We start from the raw sequence: 14,489 nt of genomic DNA on the forward strand, positions 1-14,489 counted from the left end.
GGTTGGATTCGACACCCACGAGCTGTGCGGGAGGCCCCGCTTTCATGCCCGGCCAGCCAGAAGATCACCCGACCGAGTCGACGATCTCGAACTCACGCCCACCAAGATCGATAGAGCAACAGCTTCTCAGTTGATCTGGTTCGCCTGGGGCGTTTCGAACTGATACCACGCCTGGGTGGTCAGCCATGACTGGTAGTCCTTGAAGATCGTGGCGAGGCCGTCGGTCTGTTCGCGCTGGTCGAAGTACTCGCGCAGGAGACGGTAGAGCGTCGTGAGAGCTTCGGCGTCGGCTTGCGAGGTGAGTGGGTGGGTCCAGCCGCTGGGGGCGAGGTGGCGGACGAGAACGGGCCAGGTGAGATCGTGTCCGCGGCCGAGGCGGACGACGAGCCATTCCTGGAAACCGGTGAGCATGTTCCAGGAGGTCCCAGCGTCCAGGCCGAGGATGAAGGCGGTGTTGGTCGCGAATGTTCCGTCCAGGCCGTGCCGGACCGGGTCTCGCTGAAGGGCGGCCAGAAGGGCCCGATAGTGCTTGAACACGTTGCTCTGGAAGGTCTGCCGGTGACGGGGAGGAAGTTCCCCGCGGTCCTTTCCGGGTGGCGGGTGAGGGTGTCCAGGTTCTTGAACGGATGGTCGGACATGTAGCGGTGGACGGTGGCGAATCCGACAGTGGTGTCGTATTCGTCCAGCAGCCGTTCCCAGACCTGCATGACGGTCGGGGCCTGGCCGCCGTGTGTGGCTGCGTGGTTGTTGACGATCGTGTCGATGGCTGATCGAGCACGATCTCTGACGGGGTTCTTGACGGCACCGCGCTGTTTGCGCGGTGGTGGTGTAGGAGAGGCGAGGGCCTGGCCGACGATCCGCTGGCTCACGCCGTGTCGTTCAGCCAGGCGCCGGGCCGAGAGTTGTGGGTTGTCTCCTGCTTCCTTGCGAATCGCCGCGAAAAGCGCGGGTTTGTCCGCAGCCCTCGTGAAGCGCCGCCTGGGCTTGGCCGGCTCCGTTTTCCGCGGGGACAGGTCGGGTAGCGCTCGTTCCAGTGCCTCCTGCGTGCGTCCGGTAAGTGCGGCGAGCCGGTCGGCTCGGATGCGCCGGCGTGGGCTGAACTCTGGTGGCCCGGCCAGGTATGCGCGCAGATAGCTGGGCTTGAGATGGTTGGCTTGGGCCAGGCGGCGGACGTAGGCGTCGGTAGTTTCCCCGGACTTGGGGCGGGGGCGGACGGGTAGTCGGCGAGGGCGGTCGCCGTGGTTGCCGTTCTCGACCGTCACGAGGCGGTCTTGGTCTTGCGGGTCTGGGCTGCCCGATCGAGCTTGACACCTTCGAGCGTCTTGCGGGTGATCTTCTCGGTGCCGTCCAGGATGACGTCGATGGCCGCGCCGCGGATGAGGTGGGACAGGGAGCCGATCATTCCGCCGGTGCGCTCGTGGAGGTAATGGGCCAGTCCTTCCAGGGTGCTGGGCCGGTGATGCTGCAAGCACAGGGCCTGTTCGAGGGTGCTGACCAACGAGGTCCACTCCTCGGTGCGGGGGAAGGAGACGGTCTCGATGACCCCGAACCGTCCGGCGATCTGCCGGCCTCGGGTGCCGGCGAACAACCCGTTCGCCTCCAGATCGACTCCGGCGTAGACGAAGGTGGCGGGGATGCGCTCGGAGAAGTACTTCAAGGTGTCCGAGACCTCGGCGCCGTTGCGGGTCGCCGAACTTCCCGTTCGGGTCGCTCAGGCATTCGGGTTTCAGGGCGTCGGCACGTTCACCTAATCAGCGTATTCATGCCATAACGTGTCATGGGGGGTCGCAAGCGAGGAATCCATAGGCCGGTCTGTCCGACCGGCAGGCACCATGCGTTCCTCGCTCACGAAAGGTTCACAACATGTCACTCATTGGCCGTAAAGCCTTCGGGGCCTCAGTCATCCCCCCCGCCGCCCTCGCCGTCACGCTGGGCGCGTCCTCCACCGCTCCGGCCGCGGCCATCGCGTCGCCTGCCGCTGCTTCGGCCGGGCAGCAGGTCGTCACACCACTCGAAGCGGCCATCGCGGCTGACGTGGAAGCCGTTCTCGAGAAGCACCTCGACGTGGACGTCACGGTTGGTGCTGTCGCGCGGACCGGCCTGGGCGGCAGCGTCGACTCCGGCTGACCGTCGTCACCAACGCGAGAGTAGAGGCAGACGCCGCACTCGAGGCTTCCATCGCCGCTGAGATCGAATCCAGGATCGAAGCCACCCTCAAAAAGCGCCTCGTCCTCGCTTCGGACCTCGACGTCGTCGTCCGCGTCGACGGCGACATCAGCGTAGACATCGCCACCCTCTGACGCCTCTGCGGTTATGACGTTCGTTCGCCTCGGTCAGAGCCCGGTGCTATCGAAGGATGAAAGCGGCGGCCCGAGTGCCGCATCGGCTCTCGCGGATGGGCGCGAAGCCGCTCGGGCCTGCACGCGGGCGGCGGACCCGCAGGTTCTCAGCACCTCCGTCGCCAAGTGACTCGGCATCGCCGTGGCTGTGGTCGTGGGCGTCCCGGTGCTGCTGGTGCTGAGCGTCGTGACGTATGGCATCCAGCACCCCCCGAGGACCACCCGAAGGTCGGTCCGCAGTGGTGGACCGAGTGGGCACCCGCTCCCGGAACGCGTACGACGTCGTCGGCTTCGGCGCAACGCTCCACCGGGCGCTTTTGACTCCTTGCGCTGGGAGCGGTGCCTATGGCGTGGCTCAGGTGTCCGCGTCCGCCGTCTGCCGCAGGATCTCGTGGGCCAGTCGGCCGTCGAGCGCCGCGGGCAGCGTGTGGCCCATGCCCTCGACCATGACCAGCCGGGCACGCGGAATTGCCGCGGCGGTGGCCTCGGCGTGCGCCGGCGGGAACATCGGGTCCTGCGTACCGTGCAGGACCAGTGTGGGTGCCGTGACACGGGCCAGGTCCCCGGTGGTGAGCTCCTCGCGGGCCGCTCCGGCGAGCGTGTGGTTGATCCCGGCACGCAGGTTGCGGGCCCGCTCGTGCACGCGCCGCTCCATGGCGCGGTACTCGTCCTCGTGGAACGGCAGCACCGGCCCGTGCAGCACACGCCACAGCGGCAGCCGGGCGGCGATGTGGTCCGACAGGGAGGACTCGGGGCCCGGCAGGGTCGTGGCGAGGGTGGACAGCAACTCGGGTGTGGGCGGCGGGAGCGCGCCGGGAAGCGGGGGCAAACCGGTGAGGGCCCGCTGTACGAGGGCCGCCGTGTCCGTGCCGAGGGGCTGGGAGGAGAGGCTGGTCAAAGTGAGCACCCGCCGCGGGTGCGTGACAGCGAGCCGCTGGGCGATGATGCCGCCCAGGGAGGCGCCCACCAGGTGAGCCCGCTCGACCTCGAACGCGTCCAGGACCGCGAGGGCGTCGGACGCCATGTCGGCCACCGTGTACGGACGCGTGGCGTACTCGACGGTGGAGGACTGGCCGGTGTCGCGGTGGTCGTACCGGACGACCCGGCGGCCGCCTTCGACCAGGCGCCGGACGATGCCGTCGTTCCACTGTGTCCCTTGGGCCTGTGCGCCCATCACCAAAAGCACCGTCGGGTGCTCGGGGTCGCCGAACTCCTCCGCCCACAGCGTCAGGTCCCCGGAGGGGACGGTGCGCTCGCGACCTGCCAGGGACTGCGTCATGATCTCATTTTCCTGCATGACCATTCAAGATAATAGGCTGAGGTCCCTGACGCCAGGCACTTTTCGGCCCGGCCAGGTCCCGGATTTGGGGGGGAGCCGACGCCTCGGGCACTCTGATCCGCATGGCCGGAGTCAAGGGACAGGTACAAAGGCGGGGCGTCGAACGGCGCCGCGCCATCGTCGACGCCGCGATGGAGCTCTTCGCGCGGCGAGGAGTACGTGGCACCGGCGTGGCCGCCGTGGCCGAGCGTGCCCACGTCACGCCCTCTGCCCTCATCCACCACTTCGGAAGCAAGGACGGGCTGGTCAGGGCCGTCCTGAAAGAAGCAGACCGCCGCGCCCTGGAGCGGCTGTCCGCCGCACCGGACGCCGAGCCCACACTGCGCCAGGCCTTCGACTGGTTCGTACGGGACGCCGAGCACACCGCCACCGCAGAACGTCAACTCGCCGCCCTCCACATCGCCCTCGTCGCGGAGAACCTGGAGCCGGGTTCGCTGCTCCACACATGGTTCCGCGACCGCGGCCGGGGGCTGCGGAACCACCTCGTCGCCCTGTTCTCGCGGGCCGTGGCCGACGGCTCGGCGCGCGCCGACCTCGAACCGGCGACCTTGGCTGCCGAGACCGCAGCCTTCCTCGAAGGCGTCCACCTGCTGTGGCTGCTCGACCCCGAGCAAGTGGACCTGGTCGCCGTCCACCGAAGCTACTTCGACGGTCTTGCCGCACGGCTCCGCCCGAAATAGCGCGTTGGCTCAGCCGCCACAACACAGTGGCGGCCTGGACCGATGGCGAGGCGTGTTCGAGGCCGCGCTACGTCGCCCCGCCGACATCAGAGGGCGTTGGAAGTAGGCCGCACGCACGTGGACCGCATGCCGGCCCCGTCCCCGTCGGCGTGGACTTGGACGAGAGCGATCGCGCACCAGAGCAATGAGCTTGTCTTGATCGTCCATGCGGGGTCACGGATGTGGGGCGAGGTTCTCGTGGGAGTGCGGCCGAATTCGTCGACCGGTCGATGGTGGGCTCCACGCGTTCCGTGCGGTCCCCAGGGTGACCGTGGGGCTAGGAGACGGATTCAGGTTGCTGACCATGGACGTACGCGACGGCAGACCCGGTCGGTGCCGAACCGGCCTCCGGTGTGCACCGTGGTGGTGCGGGCGGCCTCCATCCGCGCGCCGCGCATGCTCATGCACAGGTGCCCGCGTACGACGACGGCGACGTCCTCGCGTCCGATCACGCTGGCCAGGCACTCGGCGTCCTGCCGGGTGAAGCGCTCCTGGACCTGGAGCCGGCCGGCGAAGTGCTGGGCTATCCGCCCGAACTTCGACAGCCCCCACCACCTCGCCGGGATGCGGCGAGCGTTGAAGCGGGCCAGGGGGTGGGGTCGCGCTGGACGTGGTGGAGACCACGGTGCTGTTGCAGTCGCCTGGGCGTCGGTAGGGGTGGCTCTGTCGAAAAGTACGCGGACCGAGGCCGATGTGGTCGTCGGCACCGGATTCCACGTCACGCACATACCGAGCGCGGAGCGCCTCGTCGGCGCCTGCGGGCTCTGCACGGACCTTGGGAACGGTCGGCAAGGGTTACTGAAGCAGGATCATCTTGCGGAGCAGTTCGTATCCGGCGCGACCGTAGAGCTGCCTTCTGATCTCCTTCCGGGGTGATTCCGAGAGCGGCGAACCATGTTTGTGCGCGGTGCAGGAACGCGATCGCGGTCGCTGCCTTCTCGTCTATGCATGGCCTCGGTGTAAGCGACTCGGCTGAAGCCACTATGGCTGATGTAGCCGCCGCGTTCGGTCGTCGTCTTGCATCTGTCGACGGACTCGGCTGCCGCGACCGTGGGGGCTCCGTCCACCGCCGACGGGGATGCGGCCGGCCGTCTTCACGTCGACGTGGACCATGTGTCTGGTCGGTGGAGGTCGAGCCGTGAGGCGGCACCGCTGCGACCGAGGCCCCGAAACCGTCGCCCTCGCACACTCCCGCTGCTCCGCAAGGTGCCGCCCCATCTCAGAAGTTGAAAATTCAGTTGGCCAGCGACGCTCGGCAGGGCAGGTCGGAAGATCAGCCAGCAGCGCACACGGGGTCCCGCCCTCACCAGGGGCGATGCCAGCCCTTCCGAAACGGGGCCGGCCATCCTTTCAGCGTTTAGAGCGCGGTATTCAGGTTTTGCACGCTCAGCCCCTTCCACTCGTTGCTCCGCCCTGCCGACCGGCGGACATTACCCGGCGGCGGCGCCTGCGGTGCTGTGAGGCGCGTCCCCCCACCCCGAAGAAGGAGCGAACGTGAACAGACGGATACGTACTGTCCTGACGGCCCTCGGTGCGGTGCTCGCTGGCGCTGCCGCCGTGCTCCCGGCAGGCAGTGCCGGGACCGCGGCCCCACCTTTGGAGCAGAAGCTGACGCAGGTCGTGAGCGGTGCCATGCAGGACCGGCTCGGCGCCCAGGCCAGAAGCGGCTACGGGCTGGCGGCCTCGGCGAAGCTGGAGATCCTGGTCGAGCCGCAGCGGTGGTCCGCCGACAGGATGTGGACGTTCGGGAGTTCGGTGTTCTTGATCCCCCGCGGTGTCGAAACCTCCCCCGTGGTCTCGCTGTTCCTCGCCCGGCGTTCGGGCAGCACCTGGCAGGTCGGCCTCCAGGGCACGCTGGGCTTCGCCGCTTTGTCGCACCGCGCGCCCTCCGCGGTGGTCAAGGACTTCGAGCGCGCCCCGTTCGCCCGTACCTCCTCGCGCGAGCCGCTCGCAGCCACCGGACTATCGCTGCCATGGCAGCAGAACGCCGGCTGGGCCCACTGGGGTGTGCACGGCAACAGCGGCACGTCCCGCCCGTACAACTCGATCGACTTCTATGGCGGAGAGGGCAACGTGCGTGCCTCGCGGGCCGGGACGATGTACCGGCACTGCGCCAGCGGCGGCCGGTGGCCCTACATCACGGTGATGCACGACAACGGCTACACCACCGGCTACTACCACCTGCGCGACACCACCAACAAGTCCTCGGGAAGCACAGTGGCTCACGGCGAGTACCTCGGCAGGATCGCGGAGGAACTCCCGTGCGGCGGCTCGGCCAACGGCGACCACACGCACTGGACGCTGTGGTCGGGCTCGGACGGCAACACCCCGGTGGCGGTGCAGGGCAAGGAGATCGGCGGCTGGACCTGGTACGAAGGCTCGTCGGCCTACCAGGGGTACGCCGAGCGGGGCAGCGCCCGCATCTATCGCAACCAGTGCTGCAACCTCATCAACTACGGAGGCGGCGGCGCCCCCGGCAAGTTCTTCGAGAACACCGCCAATCTCGAGATCCCTGACCAGGGCCAGGCCGAGTCCTCCGTCATTGTGAACGGGATCAGCGGAAACGCGCCCACAACCCTGTCGGTGGACCAGGACGTCCACCACACCTGGCGCGGCGATCTACAGATCGACCTCATCGGCCCCAGCGGCACCGCCTACCGGCTTCGCGGCCCCAACCCCGATGACGACGGCGACATCATTCACGAGACCGACACGGTCGACGCCTCCGCGGAGACGGCGAACGGCGTCTGGAAACTACGGGTCAAGGACACAGCGGTCAACGACAGCGGCTATATCGACGCGTGGAGCCTGACCTTCTGACCGAGAACGGCGGACGAGTTGGCCCGCCGATCTCGACTGCGCCTCCGCCCCCGGGTACCTTCGTGCTCGCCCGGGGGCGCACGTACGCCGTCAGGAGGACCCCGCACATGGTGACCAGAACGCGCACCGCACCCGGCCACGGACAATCAGGGCTCCAGTACGCCGACTCCTTCGGCGAGGCCCTGCGGACGGCGATCCGGGCCCGTGGCCTCAGCCTCGACAGACTGCACGCCCGGCTCGCGGAACGAGGCATCCGGGTCAGCGTGGCCAGCCTCTCCAACTGGCAGCGAGGCCGCTGCCGCCCTGAGCGCGCCCATTCACTGCACGCCGTCCGCGCCCTGGAGCAGATCCTGGGCATGCCGCAGGAATCCCTGGTCGCCCGGCTCGGCCCACCCCGCCCCCGCGGCCGCTGGGCCCGGCACGTCCCCGGCGCGCTGTCCTACCTCGATGTCAGCCCGGTACACGGCAGCGTCGGCCGGCTGCTGGGCCAGATCGAGCACACTGCCGACGGCCAGCTCGAATGGCTGAGCTGCCACGAACGATTCCAGGTGGGGCCCGACCGCGAGGAGCGGAGCGTCCACACCCGACTGGTGTTCCGGGCACGGGCGGACGGCATCGACCGCCATGTAGTGGTACACCACAACGAGCTGGGTCGGCTCCCGGACACCCACCACTGCGCCTACTGCCGGACGGGCCGCGTACGAACCGACCCGGACGCGGGCGTCACGGCGGTGGAACTGCTCTTTGAACGCCCCCTGCAGCGCCGCGAAACATATGTGGTCGAGTACGAGTTCGGCTATCGGGAGGGTGGACCGCCGACGGACTTCTACCAGCGCTGGTTCCGCTTCCCGGCCCACCATTATCTGCTGCAGGTTCAGTTCGATCCGGCCGCCCTGCCCATCCGCTGCTACCGCAACTGGCAGCCGAACGCCTCCACACCGGCCAACGACCTCACGGAACTACGCCTGACCAACTGGCACACCGTCCACCTGGCCGACACCCTCATCCGCCCCGGGGTCCATGGCATCCGCTGGGAATGGAACTGACCTGACCACACGATCCGTCCGTGGGTGTCCAGGACGATCGCGGACGCTGAGCAGATCGAGCAGCCACCCGGCGGCGACGGTCCGGCCCGGCGCTCACCAGTGCCGCCGATCTCGGGGACGGCATGATCTTGGCACCTGTGTCGCTCAACCCGGAACTGGACAACGAAGCCGTACGGAAGATGACCCGTCAGTTAGCTGATGTAGACCGTGACGGTGACGGTGCGTCGAAAGTGAGCACAGGCTCCGCCCGGTGGTGACCTTGCTGATCACCACGGCTGCCGTCCTGCGGGGCTGCGGTACGGGCGTGCTCATCCACCGTGCCGTGTACCGATTCACCGAGCCTCTCGAGGCATCCTGGCGGTCGGCGGGCCCGGCAGGCCATCCCCTCGGGGGCACCGGCAACGGATGGCTGGGGCGTGCTCGCTGTGCTGCTGGGGATGTGTACGGCCCGAGCACACTGTTCGTCGCTTCCGTCACGGCTGTGGTCTGCGCCCTGCTGGCGCCCGCCGACAGGGGCTGGCACCACCACGTCCCACTCTCACCGCCGCCCAGGCCTTCCTCACCCTGCGGCACCCCGACCCCGAAGCCCAGACGCCGGCCCGACCTCTAGCAGGTCCCCCGAAAGGACCTACTGAGGTGCGGGACCGGCATCTGCACCACCTGCGGTCGCCCCCTAGCCAAGAGCAGACCCAGAACCTAACGAAGCACTACTAGCGCTTGGGGGTACAGCCCCCGAAGCGCCGCGGAAGATCCATCCCCCCAGTTCCGCGGCCAGCCCGGTCAGCGCCGGGACAGCTTCCTCGTCACTGCGACCGGTGAGTTCCTTGAGCAGGGTCACCAAACAGTCGCGGTGAAGAGGGCCGAGGTACAGGAAGCCGTTGCCCCGCTGCCAGGCCAGGGTGCGCCGGGTGGTGACCAGTACCTGTCCGGTCGTCAGCCTGCCGAGCCATGGCCTGAGATGGGCGCCGTCTTCGACGTTGTCGAAGACCAGCACCCAGTCTGTCCGGGCCTCCAGCCAGTGTGCCGCCCACGCGGCGGCCTCGGAGACCGGCAATGTCTTCACGATGTCCCGGTCCAGCTCGCCGGCCAGCCCGGCCAAGCCGGCCTCGATCGCGTCGGGGCCGTCCGCGTCGATCCACCACACGGGGTTCCGGCCGGTCGCCCGCTGCGCCCAGGCGTGGTGGAGGACCAGCGTCGTCTTGCCGCATCCGCCCATGCCGCGCACGGTCACCGGCGGCAGTCCTGTGCCGGTCGAGGAATACGCGGCCAGGAGTTCCAGCTCTCTCCCACGCCCGACGAACGGTTCCGGCCTGAGTGCTCGTAAGTTGCTCAAGCGGGCGGTGACATCGGGTCTTCGGAGAGACGTGGCTTTCGTGGCGGCCGCTTGCCACCACAAGCGGCGCAAAGGGCCCATGTGTTCCTCTTCACTGACGTCCAGTGCTCTCGCGACAGCCGCGACCGTCTCCCAGGACGGTGGTGGTGGCCGTCATTGAGCGCGTTGCTGCGTCCTGCCCAGCCCCGCCTTCGTGGCCAGGGTGCTGGTGGTGAAGCGCCTGGGATGGTCGCCCATGCGGGTCTTCAGGATCTGTCGCAGGTCGTCCAGCGCCTGCGCCGCCCCGACGTCAGTCATTCCCGTCGCCCCCCCGAGCCGCCGTACGGATCCGTTCATCTTCGTACGGCTGGCCCTGGTGCCCACACGAATGAGCAAGGTCGCTGCATCGGCCCCGTCCAAGCAGGTGAAAGGGAGCCCGCCGATGTCGGTCTACGCTGTTGTCCTCGCCGTTCTCGCCATCGCCGTCGCCGTCGCCGTGATCATCGCCGTGCTCGCGGCCGCGACCGCCGGCTTCCTTGCCCGCCGGGAAAGGGCGCATCCGCGGCAACGGCCGTCAGCCGGGCGGGCCTTGCTTTTGCAGCCACCCTGACGCTGCTGGCGCTCGTGACAACCACCGTCAGCCATCTCTGCGGATGACCGCCGTAGCCAGGCGCGGTGCACAGGTCCGATCACTGCGCCGCCGGCTCGCGCCCCTTGACCTGGAAGATGCGCGACGGCTGCGGGGTGCCGTCAGCACCGAGCCCTGCCCTGCGCGAGGTCGTGTCCGACGTGCCTGGCGGCGACCACTTCGGTGAGGGCAGGGGAGCGGTCCAGCAGCAGGCCCACGTGCGGGTCGTGATCCCCGGGACCGGCACCCTCGATGTGGTCGTGCCGTCCCTTGCCCAGTCGCCGGCCGCCGTCCACGAACAACGCCGGGCTCTCGAGGCCCAGGTCGAGGTCCTGCTGGAGGCTCACCCCTGCGCCGGCGGCCACGGTGGCGTACGGAGGCCGGCCGGCACGGGTGCCGGCCGGCCTCCGCCCTACCGGGTCCCCCGGCCCGCCGGCCTCAAGCCGTCCACTCCGCGGCCGCGTCCAGCAGCCAGTCCGTCAGATAACCCGCGAACGACGAACGCACCAACACCCAGAAACCCGCCCTGGGTTCGTCCCGCGCGACCAGCACGACCTGGGCGCGGGCCAGGGTGGTCTGCGCGCAGCGGCCCGGCTCGAAAGCACGTGGGTGGAGATCGAGCGGGCAGCCGTGTGCCAGCAGGTCACGGGCGCGTGGGCCCGCGACCAGAACAGTGGTCCGCTGGGCGGAGACGTCGGTGACGGATACGGGCTCCTCACCGGCGGCCCCGCGAATCCGGCTCTCCAGGTCCTGCTGGCTGCCCGGCGGGCCGACCACCAGCCACTCGTCGGGGCCCAGCCACAGGGCCGTCAACTCCCCCGCGCGGACGACCGTGTCGGGTTCCAGGGGCAGTTGGAGACCCAGTGCGAGCCCGACAGCATCCAACGCCGCACCCTTGGGGTCGAGCCGCACGTTGATCTGGGCCAGGAAGGGTAGTTCGGCCAGCCGGACCGCGCCCCCGGACGCGCGGGTCGCGGCGGCCAGCCGGCCGGCCGCCTCGGCCAGGGGGCTGCGGAGCGGGGCGGCAATCGCGGTGTCAGCCGTCACGGCGGGCTCCTTCGGGGTCGTAGAGAACAGGACTGGCGACGGTCACCGGGACCAGCCGGTCACCCACGGGGGCGTAGAGCCGCTCTCCGATACGGTCCCGGCCGCCCTTGATCAGGGCGAGCGCGAACGTCCGGCCGAGGGCGGCGCTGCGGTAGCTGGAGGTGACATGGCCGAGCATCGGCACCGGCGGCGCGGGCAGCACGCTGTCGGCGACCAGGTGGGTGCCCTCGGGCAGGAAGGTGCCCGGGTCCTCGGGGAGCAGACCGACCAGGTGCTTGCGGTCGGCGCGGACGGTGTCGGCACGCGCGTAGGAGCGCTTGCCGATGAAGTCCGGCTTCTTCTTGGACACCACCCAGCTCATTCCGAGGTCCTGCGGGGTCACCGTGCCGTCGGTGTCCTGGCCGACGATCGGGTAGCCCTTCTCGGCGCGCAGGACGTGCATCGTCTCCGTGCCGTACGGGGTGATGCCGAACGGCCGGCCCGCCTCGTACAGCGCCTCCCAGAGGGCGGTCGCCTGCCACGGTGACACGTTGATCTCGTAGGCGAGTTCGCCGGAGAAGCTGATCCGGCACACCCGCGCCTCGATGCCCGCGACCGTGGTGTCCCGCCATGCCATGAACGGGAAGCTGTCGTTGTCGACCGCCAGCGTCGGTGCGAGCGCGGCCAGCACCGCCCGGGAGCTCGGGCCGACCAGAGCCACCGTGGACCACTGCTCGGTCACCGAAGTACAGCGCACCCGCAGCTCGGGCCACTCCGTCTGGAGCCACTCCTCCATCCAGTCCAGCACAGCAGCGGCGTTGCCCGTGGTCGTGGTGACCAGGAAACGGTCCTGCGTCAGGCGGATGACGGTGCCGTCGTCGAAGACCATTCCGTCCGGGCGGCACATCACGCCGTAGCGGATCATGCCGACCTTCAGGGTGCTCATCATGTTGGTGTAGAGCAGGTCGAGGAACGCACCCGCGTCCGGACCCTGCACATCGATCTTGCCGAGAGTCGAGGCGTCCATGAACGCGACGCCCTCGCGGGCGGCGGCGCACTCGCGCAGCACCGCGGCCTCCATGTCCTCGCCGTCCTGCGGGTAGTACCAGGGGCGCTTCCACTGGCCGACGTTCTCGAACAGCGCGCCGTGCGCGGCATGCCAGTCGTGCAGGGGCGTCGTACGGATCGGGTCGAGCAGCGCACCGCGGCCACGGCCGGCCAGGGCCGCGAAGGAGACCGGCGTGTAGGGCGGCCGGAAGGTGGTGGTGCCGAGGGCGGAGATGTCGACTCCGAGGAGTTCGGCGACGACACCGCTCGCCAGGACTCCCGACGTCTTGCCCTGGTCGTTGGCCGTGCCGGCCGTGGTGTAGCGCTTGGTGTGCTCGACCGAGCGCAGGCCGGCGCCGGTCGCGCGCGTCAGGTCGTCGATCGTGACGTCACGCTGCAGGTCGACGAAGCGGGATGCCCCGGCGGCGCCGGGGACGGTGAAGACCTGCATGGGCGGGGACTGCGGTTCGCCGGCCACGTCGGGAAGGCGGGGCGCCTGGGAGGTGTAGCCCTCGGCCTCGACGGCCCGGGCACCGGCCGCGGCGCCCTCGGCGAGGGTCCCGGACAGGTCGAGGACGCCGTTCGCGCTGCCCGCGACCTCGACGGCCTGGCGGCAGGTGTCGGGGACGAAGGAGCCGAGCGCCTCGTCGTAGCGCAGCTTCCCGCCGGCCTGGCTGAAGAGGTGGGCCACCGGGTTCCAGCCGCCGGAGACCAGCAGCAGGTCGACGGCGAACTCCCGGCGGGCTGCGGACTCCCCGTAGGGGGCGACGGACACCGCGGTGAGACGTGTGCCGCCCTCCGTGCCGGTGACGGCGTGTCCGGTCAGCACCTCGATCCCGGCTTCGCGGGCGTGGCGCGCCCACTCCCCCGGCTCGGGCCGGATGTCGACGATCGCGGCGACGTGCAGGCCCGCCTCGGCGAGGTCGAGGGCGGCGGCGTAGGCGCTGTCGTTGGTGGTGAAGACGACGGCGCGGCGGCCGGGCAGGACGCCGTGGCGGACCGCGTACGTGCGGGCCGAGGCGGCCAGCATCACGCCGGGGCGGTCGTTGTCCGCGAAGGCCAGCGAGCGCTCGTGGGCTCCGGTGGCGAGCACCACGCGCCGGGCACGGATCCGCCACACCCGCTCGCGGGAGACGTGCTCGGGGGCGTCGGCGCCGAGGTGGTTGGTGCGGCGTTCGACGGCGAGGAGGTGGTTGTCGTCGTAGTAGCCGAACACGGTGGTGCGGCGCAGCACGCGTACGTCGGGGGCGGCGTCGAGTGCGCGGCCGGTCTCGTCCGCCCAGTCGAGGAGCTCGCCCGTGCCGAGCAGGCTGCCGCCGAGTTCCGGCTGGTCGTCGGCGAGGATGACACGGGCTCCGCTGCGGGCGGCGGCGGCCGCGGCGGCCAGTCCGGCCGGTCCGGCACCGACGACGAGCAGGTCGCAGTGCGCGTGGACGGCGTCGTAGCGGGCGGGGTCCGGTTCGGTGGCGAGCCGTCCCTGGCCGGGCAGGCTGCTCGCGACCAGGCCGTCGTACAACTCGACCGCCGTCGCGGGCAGCATCGGCTCGGGGAAGGGGGCCTCGATCTGGACGACGGCGTTGGGCTCCTCGACGCCGGCGGAGAAGATGCCACGCGGGCGGCCGAGCTTGATACTCGTGCCGGCCTGGATGACGCCGTTGGCCAGGAGGGCGGAGGCGAGGGTGTCGCCCCGGTAGCCCTCGTACTCCACCCCGTCGAAGCGGAAGGTCAGCGGCTGGTCGCGGAACACCCGGCCGCCGGTGGGCAGGCGGAAAGGCTGTGACGTCGCGGTCGTGGCCTGGTCCGCCGTTGCGGGCCGTGCGGACGCCGCGGGCCGGCTGCCGGCCTCTGCTGAGGGCTGCGTCCCCGGACCGCCCTCGACGGGCCTGTCCGAGGCCGCCAGCCGGGCCGGCGGCACCGGGCGGGGCTCGGTGGTGGCCGGCCTCGGCTCGCCGGCCCGGTACACGGCGAGGATCTCGTTGGTCGCCGTGTCCCGCACCGCGTTGAACCAGCGGCGGCAGCCGTCGGCGTGACTCCACCGCTCGGCGAACGGGCCCTTGGGGTTGTCGCGGAAGAACAGGTAGCGCGCCCAGTCCTCGTCGGTCAGGGCCGCGGGGTCCTCGGGGTAGGGCACGTGCGCCTGGCCGCCGTAGTGGAACTCGGCCTCGTCACGAGGTCCGCACCAGGGGCATGGAATGAGCATCATCGGCAGGCTC

At 70.0% G+C, this 14,489-nt stretch carries 13 protein-coding genes and 1 pseudogene; 6 read left to right on the forward strand and 8 right to left on the reverse strand.

Features of this window, described 5'->3' with window-relative positions:
• Window positions 1-126: 126 nt before the first annotated feature.
• Together ACLB9X_RS03005 and ACLB9X_RS03010 are read right to left on the reverse strand one after the other, a co-directional pair.
• Window positions 127-537 carry a hypothetical protein gene (locus tag ACLB9X_RS03005; protein WP_410358618.1) on the reverse strand — a complete coding sequence of 137 codons (411 nt, stop codon included), beginning with the start codon at window positions 535-537 and terminating at the stop codon, window positions 127-129.
• A 721-nt stretch (window positions 538-1,258) separates the two neighbouring features.
• Window positions 1,259-1,657, reverse strand: a complete 399-nt coding sequence (locus ACLB9X_RS03010; RefSeq protein ID WP_410358619.1) for a hypothetical protein — start codon at window positions 1,655-1,657, stop codon at window positions 1,259-1,261.
• A gap of 206 nt (window positions 1,658-1,863) precedes the next feature.
• Between ACLB9X_RS03010 and ACLB9X_RS03015 the strand changes: the two genes are divergently transcribed.
• On the forward strand, window positions 1,864-2,127 hold the full coding sequence (locus tag ACLB9X_RS03015; protein WP_410358620.1) for a hypothetical protein: 264 nt from the start codon (window positions 1,864-1,866) through the stop codon (window positions 2,125-2,127).
• 567 nt (window positions 2,128-2,694) lie between these two features.
• Here the strand turns inward: ACLB9X_RS03015 and ACLB9X_RS03020 are convergent.
• The gene (locus ACLB9X_RS03020) at window positions 2,695-3,618 is read right to left on the reverse strand and encodes an alpha/beta fold hydrolase (RefSeq protein ID WP_410358621.1); all 924 of its coding nucleotides are present in this window, start codon (window positions 3,616-3,618) and stop codon (window positions 2,695-2,697) included.
• A 122-nt stretch (window positions 3,619-3,740) separates the two neighbouring features.
• Here ACLB9X_RS03020 and ACLB9X_RS03025 point away from each other — a divergent pair, with 122 nt between their 5' ends.
• Window positions 3,741-4,358, forward strand: coding sequence for a TetR/AcrR family transcriptional regulator (locus ACLB9X_RS03025; protein ID WP_410358622.1), 618 nt, complete (start codon window positions 3,741-3,743; stop codon window positions 4,356-4,358).
• Window positions 4,359-4,687: 329 nt separating this feature from the next.
• Here the strand turns inward: ACLB9X_RS03025 and ACLB9X_RS03030 are convergent, their stop codons facing one another.
• Window positions 4,688-5,125, reverse strand: a complete 438-nt coding sequence (locus ACLB9X_RS03030) for a GTP cyclohydrolase I (RefSeq protein WP_410359129.1) — start codon at window positions 5,123-5,125, stop codon at window positions 4,688-4,690.
• Between the two features lie 766 nt (window positions 5,126-5,891).
• On the opposite strand from ACLB9X_RS03030, the gene ACLB9X_RS03035 reads away from it, so the two are divergent.
• Both ACLB9X_RS03035 and ACLB9X_RS03040 read left to right on the forward strand, forming a co-directional pair.
• On the forward strand, window positions 5,892-7,217 hold the full coding sequence (locus tag ACLB9X_RS03035) for a proprotein convertase P-domain-containing protein (protein WP_410358623.1): 1,326 nt from the start codon (window positions 5,892-5,894) through the stop codon (window positions 7,215-7,217).
• Window positions 7,218-7,324: 107 nt separating this feature from the next.
• Window positions 7,325-8,263 (forward strand): multiprotein-bridging factor 1 family protein, encoded by a 939-nt coding sequence (locus tag ACLB9X_RS03040; RefSeq protein ID WP_410358624.1) that lies wholly within the window; start codon window positions 7,325-7,327, stop codon window positions 8,261-8,263.
• Window positions 8,264-8,936: 673 nt separating this feature from the next.
• Here the strand turns inward: ACLB9X_RS03040 and ACLB9X_RS03045 are convergent.
• A complete protein-coding gene (locus ACLB9X_RS03045; protein ID WP_410358625.1) occupies window positions 8,937-9,596 on the reverse strand; it encodes an AAA family ATPase in 660 nt (219 codons plus the stop codon).
• 153 nt (window positions 9,597-9,749) lie between these two features.
• Window positions 9,750-9,893: a hypothetical protein gene (locus tag ACLB9X_RS03050; protein WP_410358626.1), complete on the reverse strand. Its 144-nt coding sequence runs from the start codon at window positions 9,891-9,893 to the stop codon at window positions 9,750-9,752.
• A gap of 124 nt (window positions 9,894-10,017) precedes the next feature.
• Here ACLB9X_RS03050 and ACLB9X_RS03055 point away from each other — a divergent pair, with 124 nt between their 5' ends.
• On the forward strand, window positions 10,018-10,185 hold the full coding sequence (locus tag ACLB9X_RS03055; protein ID WP_410358627.1) for a hypothetical protein: 168 nt from the start codon (window positions 10,018-10,020) through the stop codon (window positions 10,183-10,185).
• A 242-nt stretch (window positions 10,186-10,427) separates the two neighbouring features.
• Window positions 10,428-10,553: pseudogene (locus tag ACLB9X_RS03060) on the forward strand (IS110 family transposase); the annotation flags it as partial.
• A gap of 88 nt (window positions 10,554-10,641) precedes the next feature.
• On the opposite strand, the gene ACLB9X_RS03065 reads toward ACLB9X_RS03060, so the two are convergent.
• Window positions 10,642-11,250, reverse strand: a complete 609-nt coding sequence (locus ACLB9X_RS03065; RefSeq protein ID WP_410358628.1) for a sarcosine oxidase subunit gamma — start codon at window positions 11,248-11,250, stop codon at window positions 10,642-10,644.
• Window positions 11,240-14,479 (reverse strand): sarcosine oxidase subunit alpha family protein, encoded by a 3,240-nt coding sequence (locus ACLB9X_RS03070; RefSeq protein ID WP_410358629.1) that lies wholly within the window; start codon window positions 14,477-14,479, stop codon window positions 11,240-11,242. Before ACLB9X_RS03070 ends, ACLB9X_RS03065 begins: the two co-directional genes overlap by 11 nt.
• Between the last annotated feature and the right edge of the window lie 10 nt (window positions 14,480-14,489).

This window comes from Streptomyces sp. 5K101, assembly GCF_046506645.1.
Classification (GTDB): domain Bacteria; phylum Actinomycetota; class Actinomycetes; order Streptomycetales; family Streptomycetaceae; genus Streptomyces.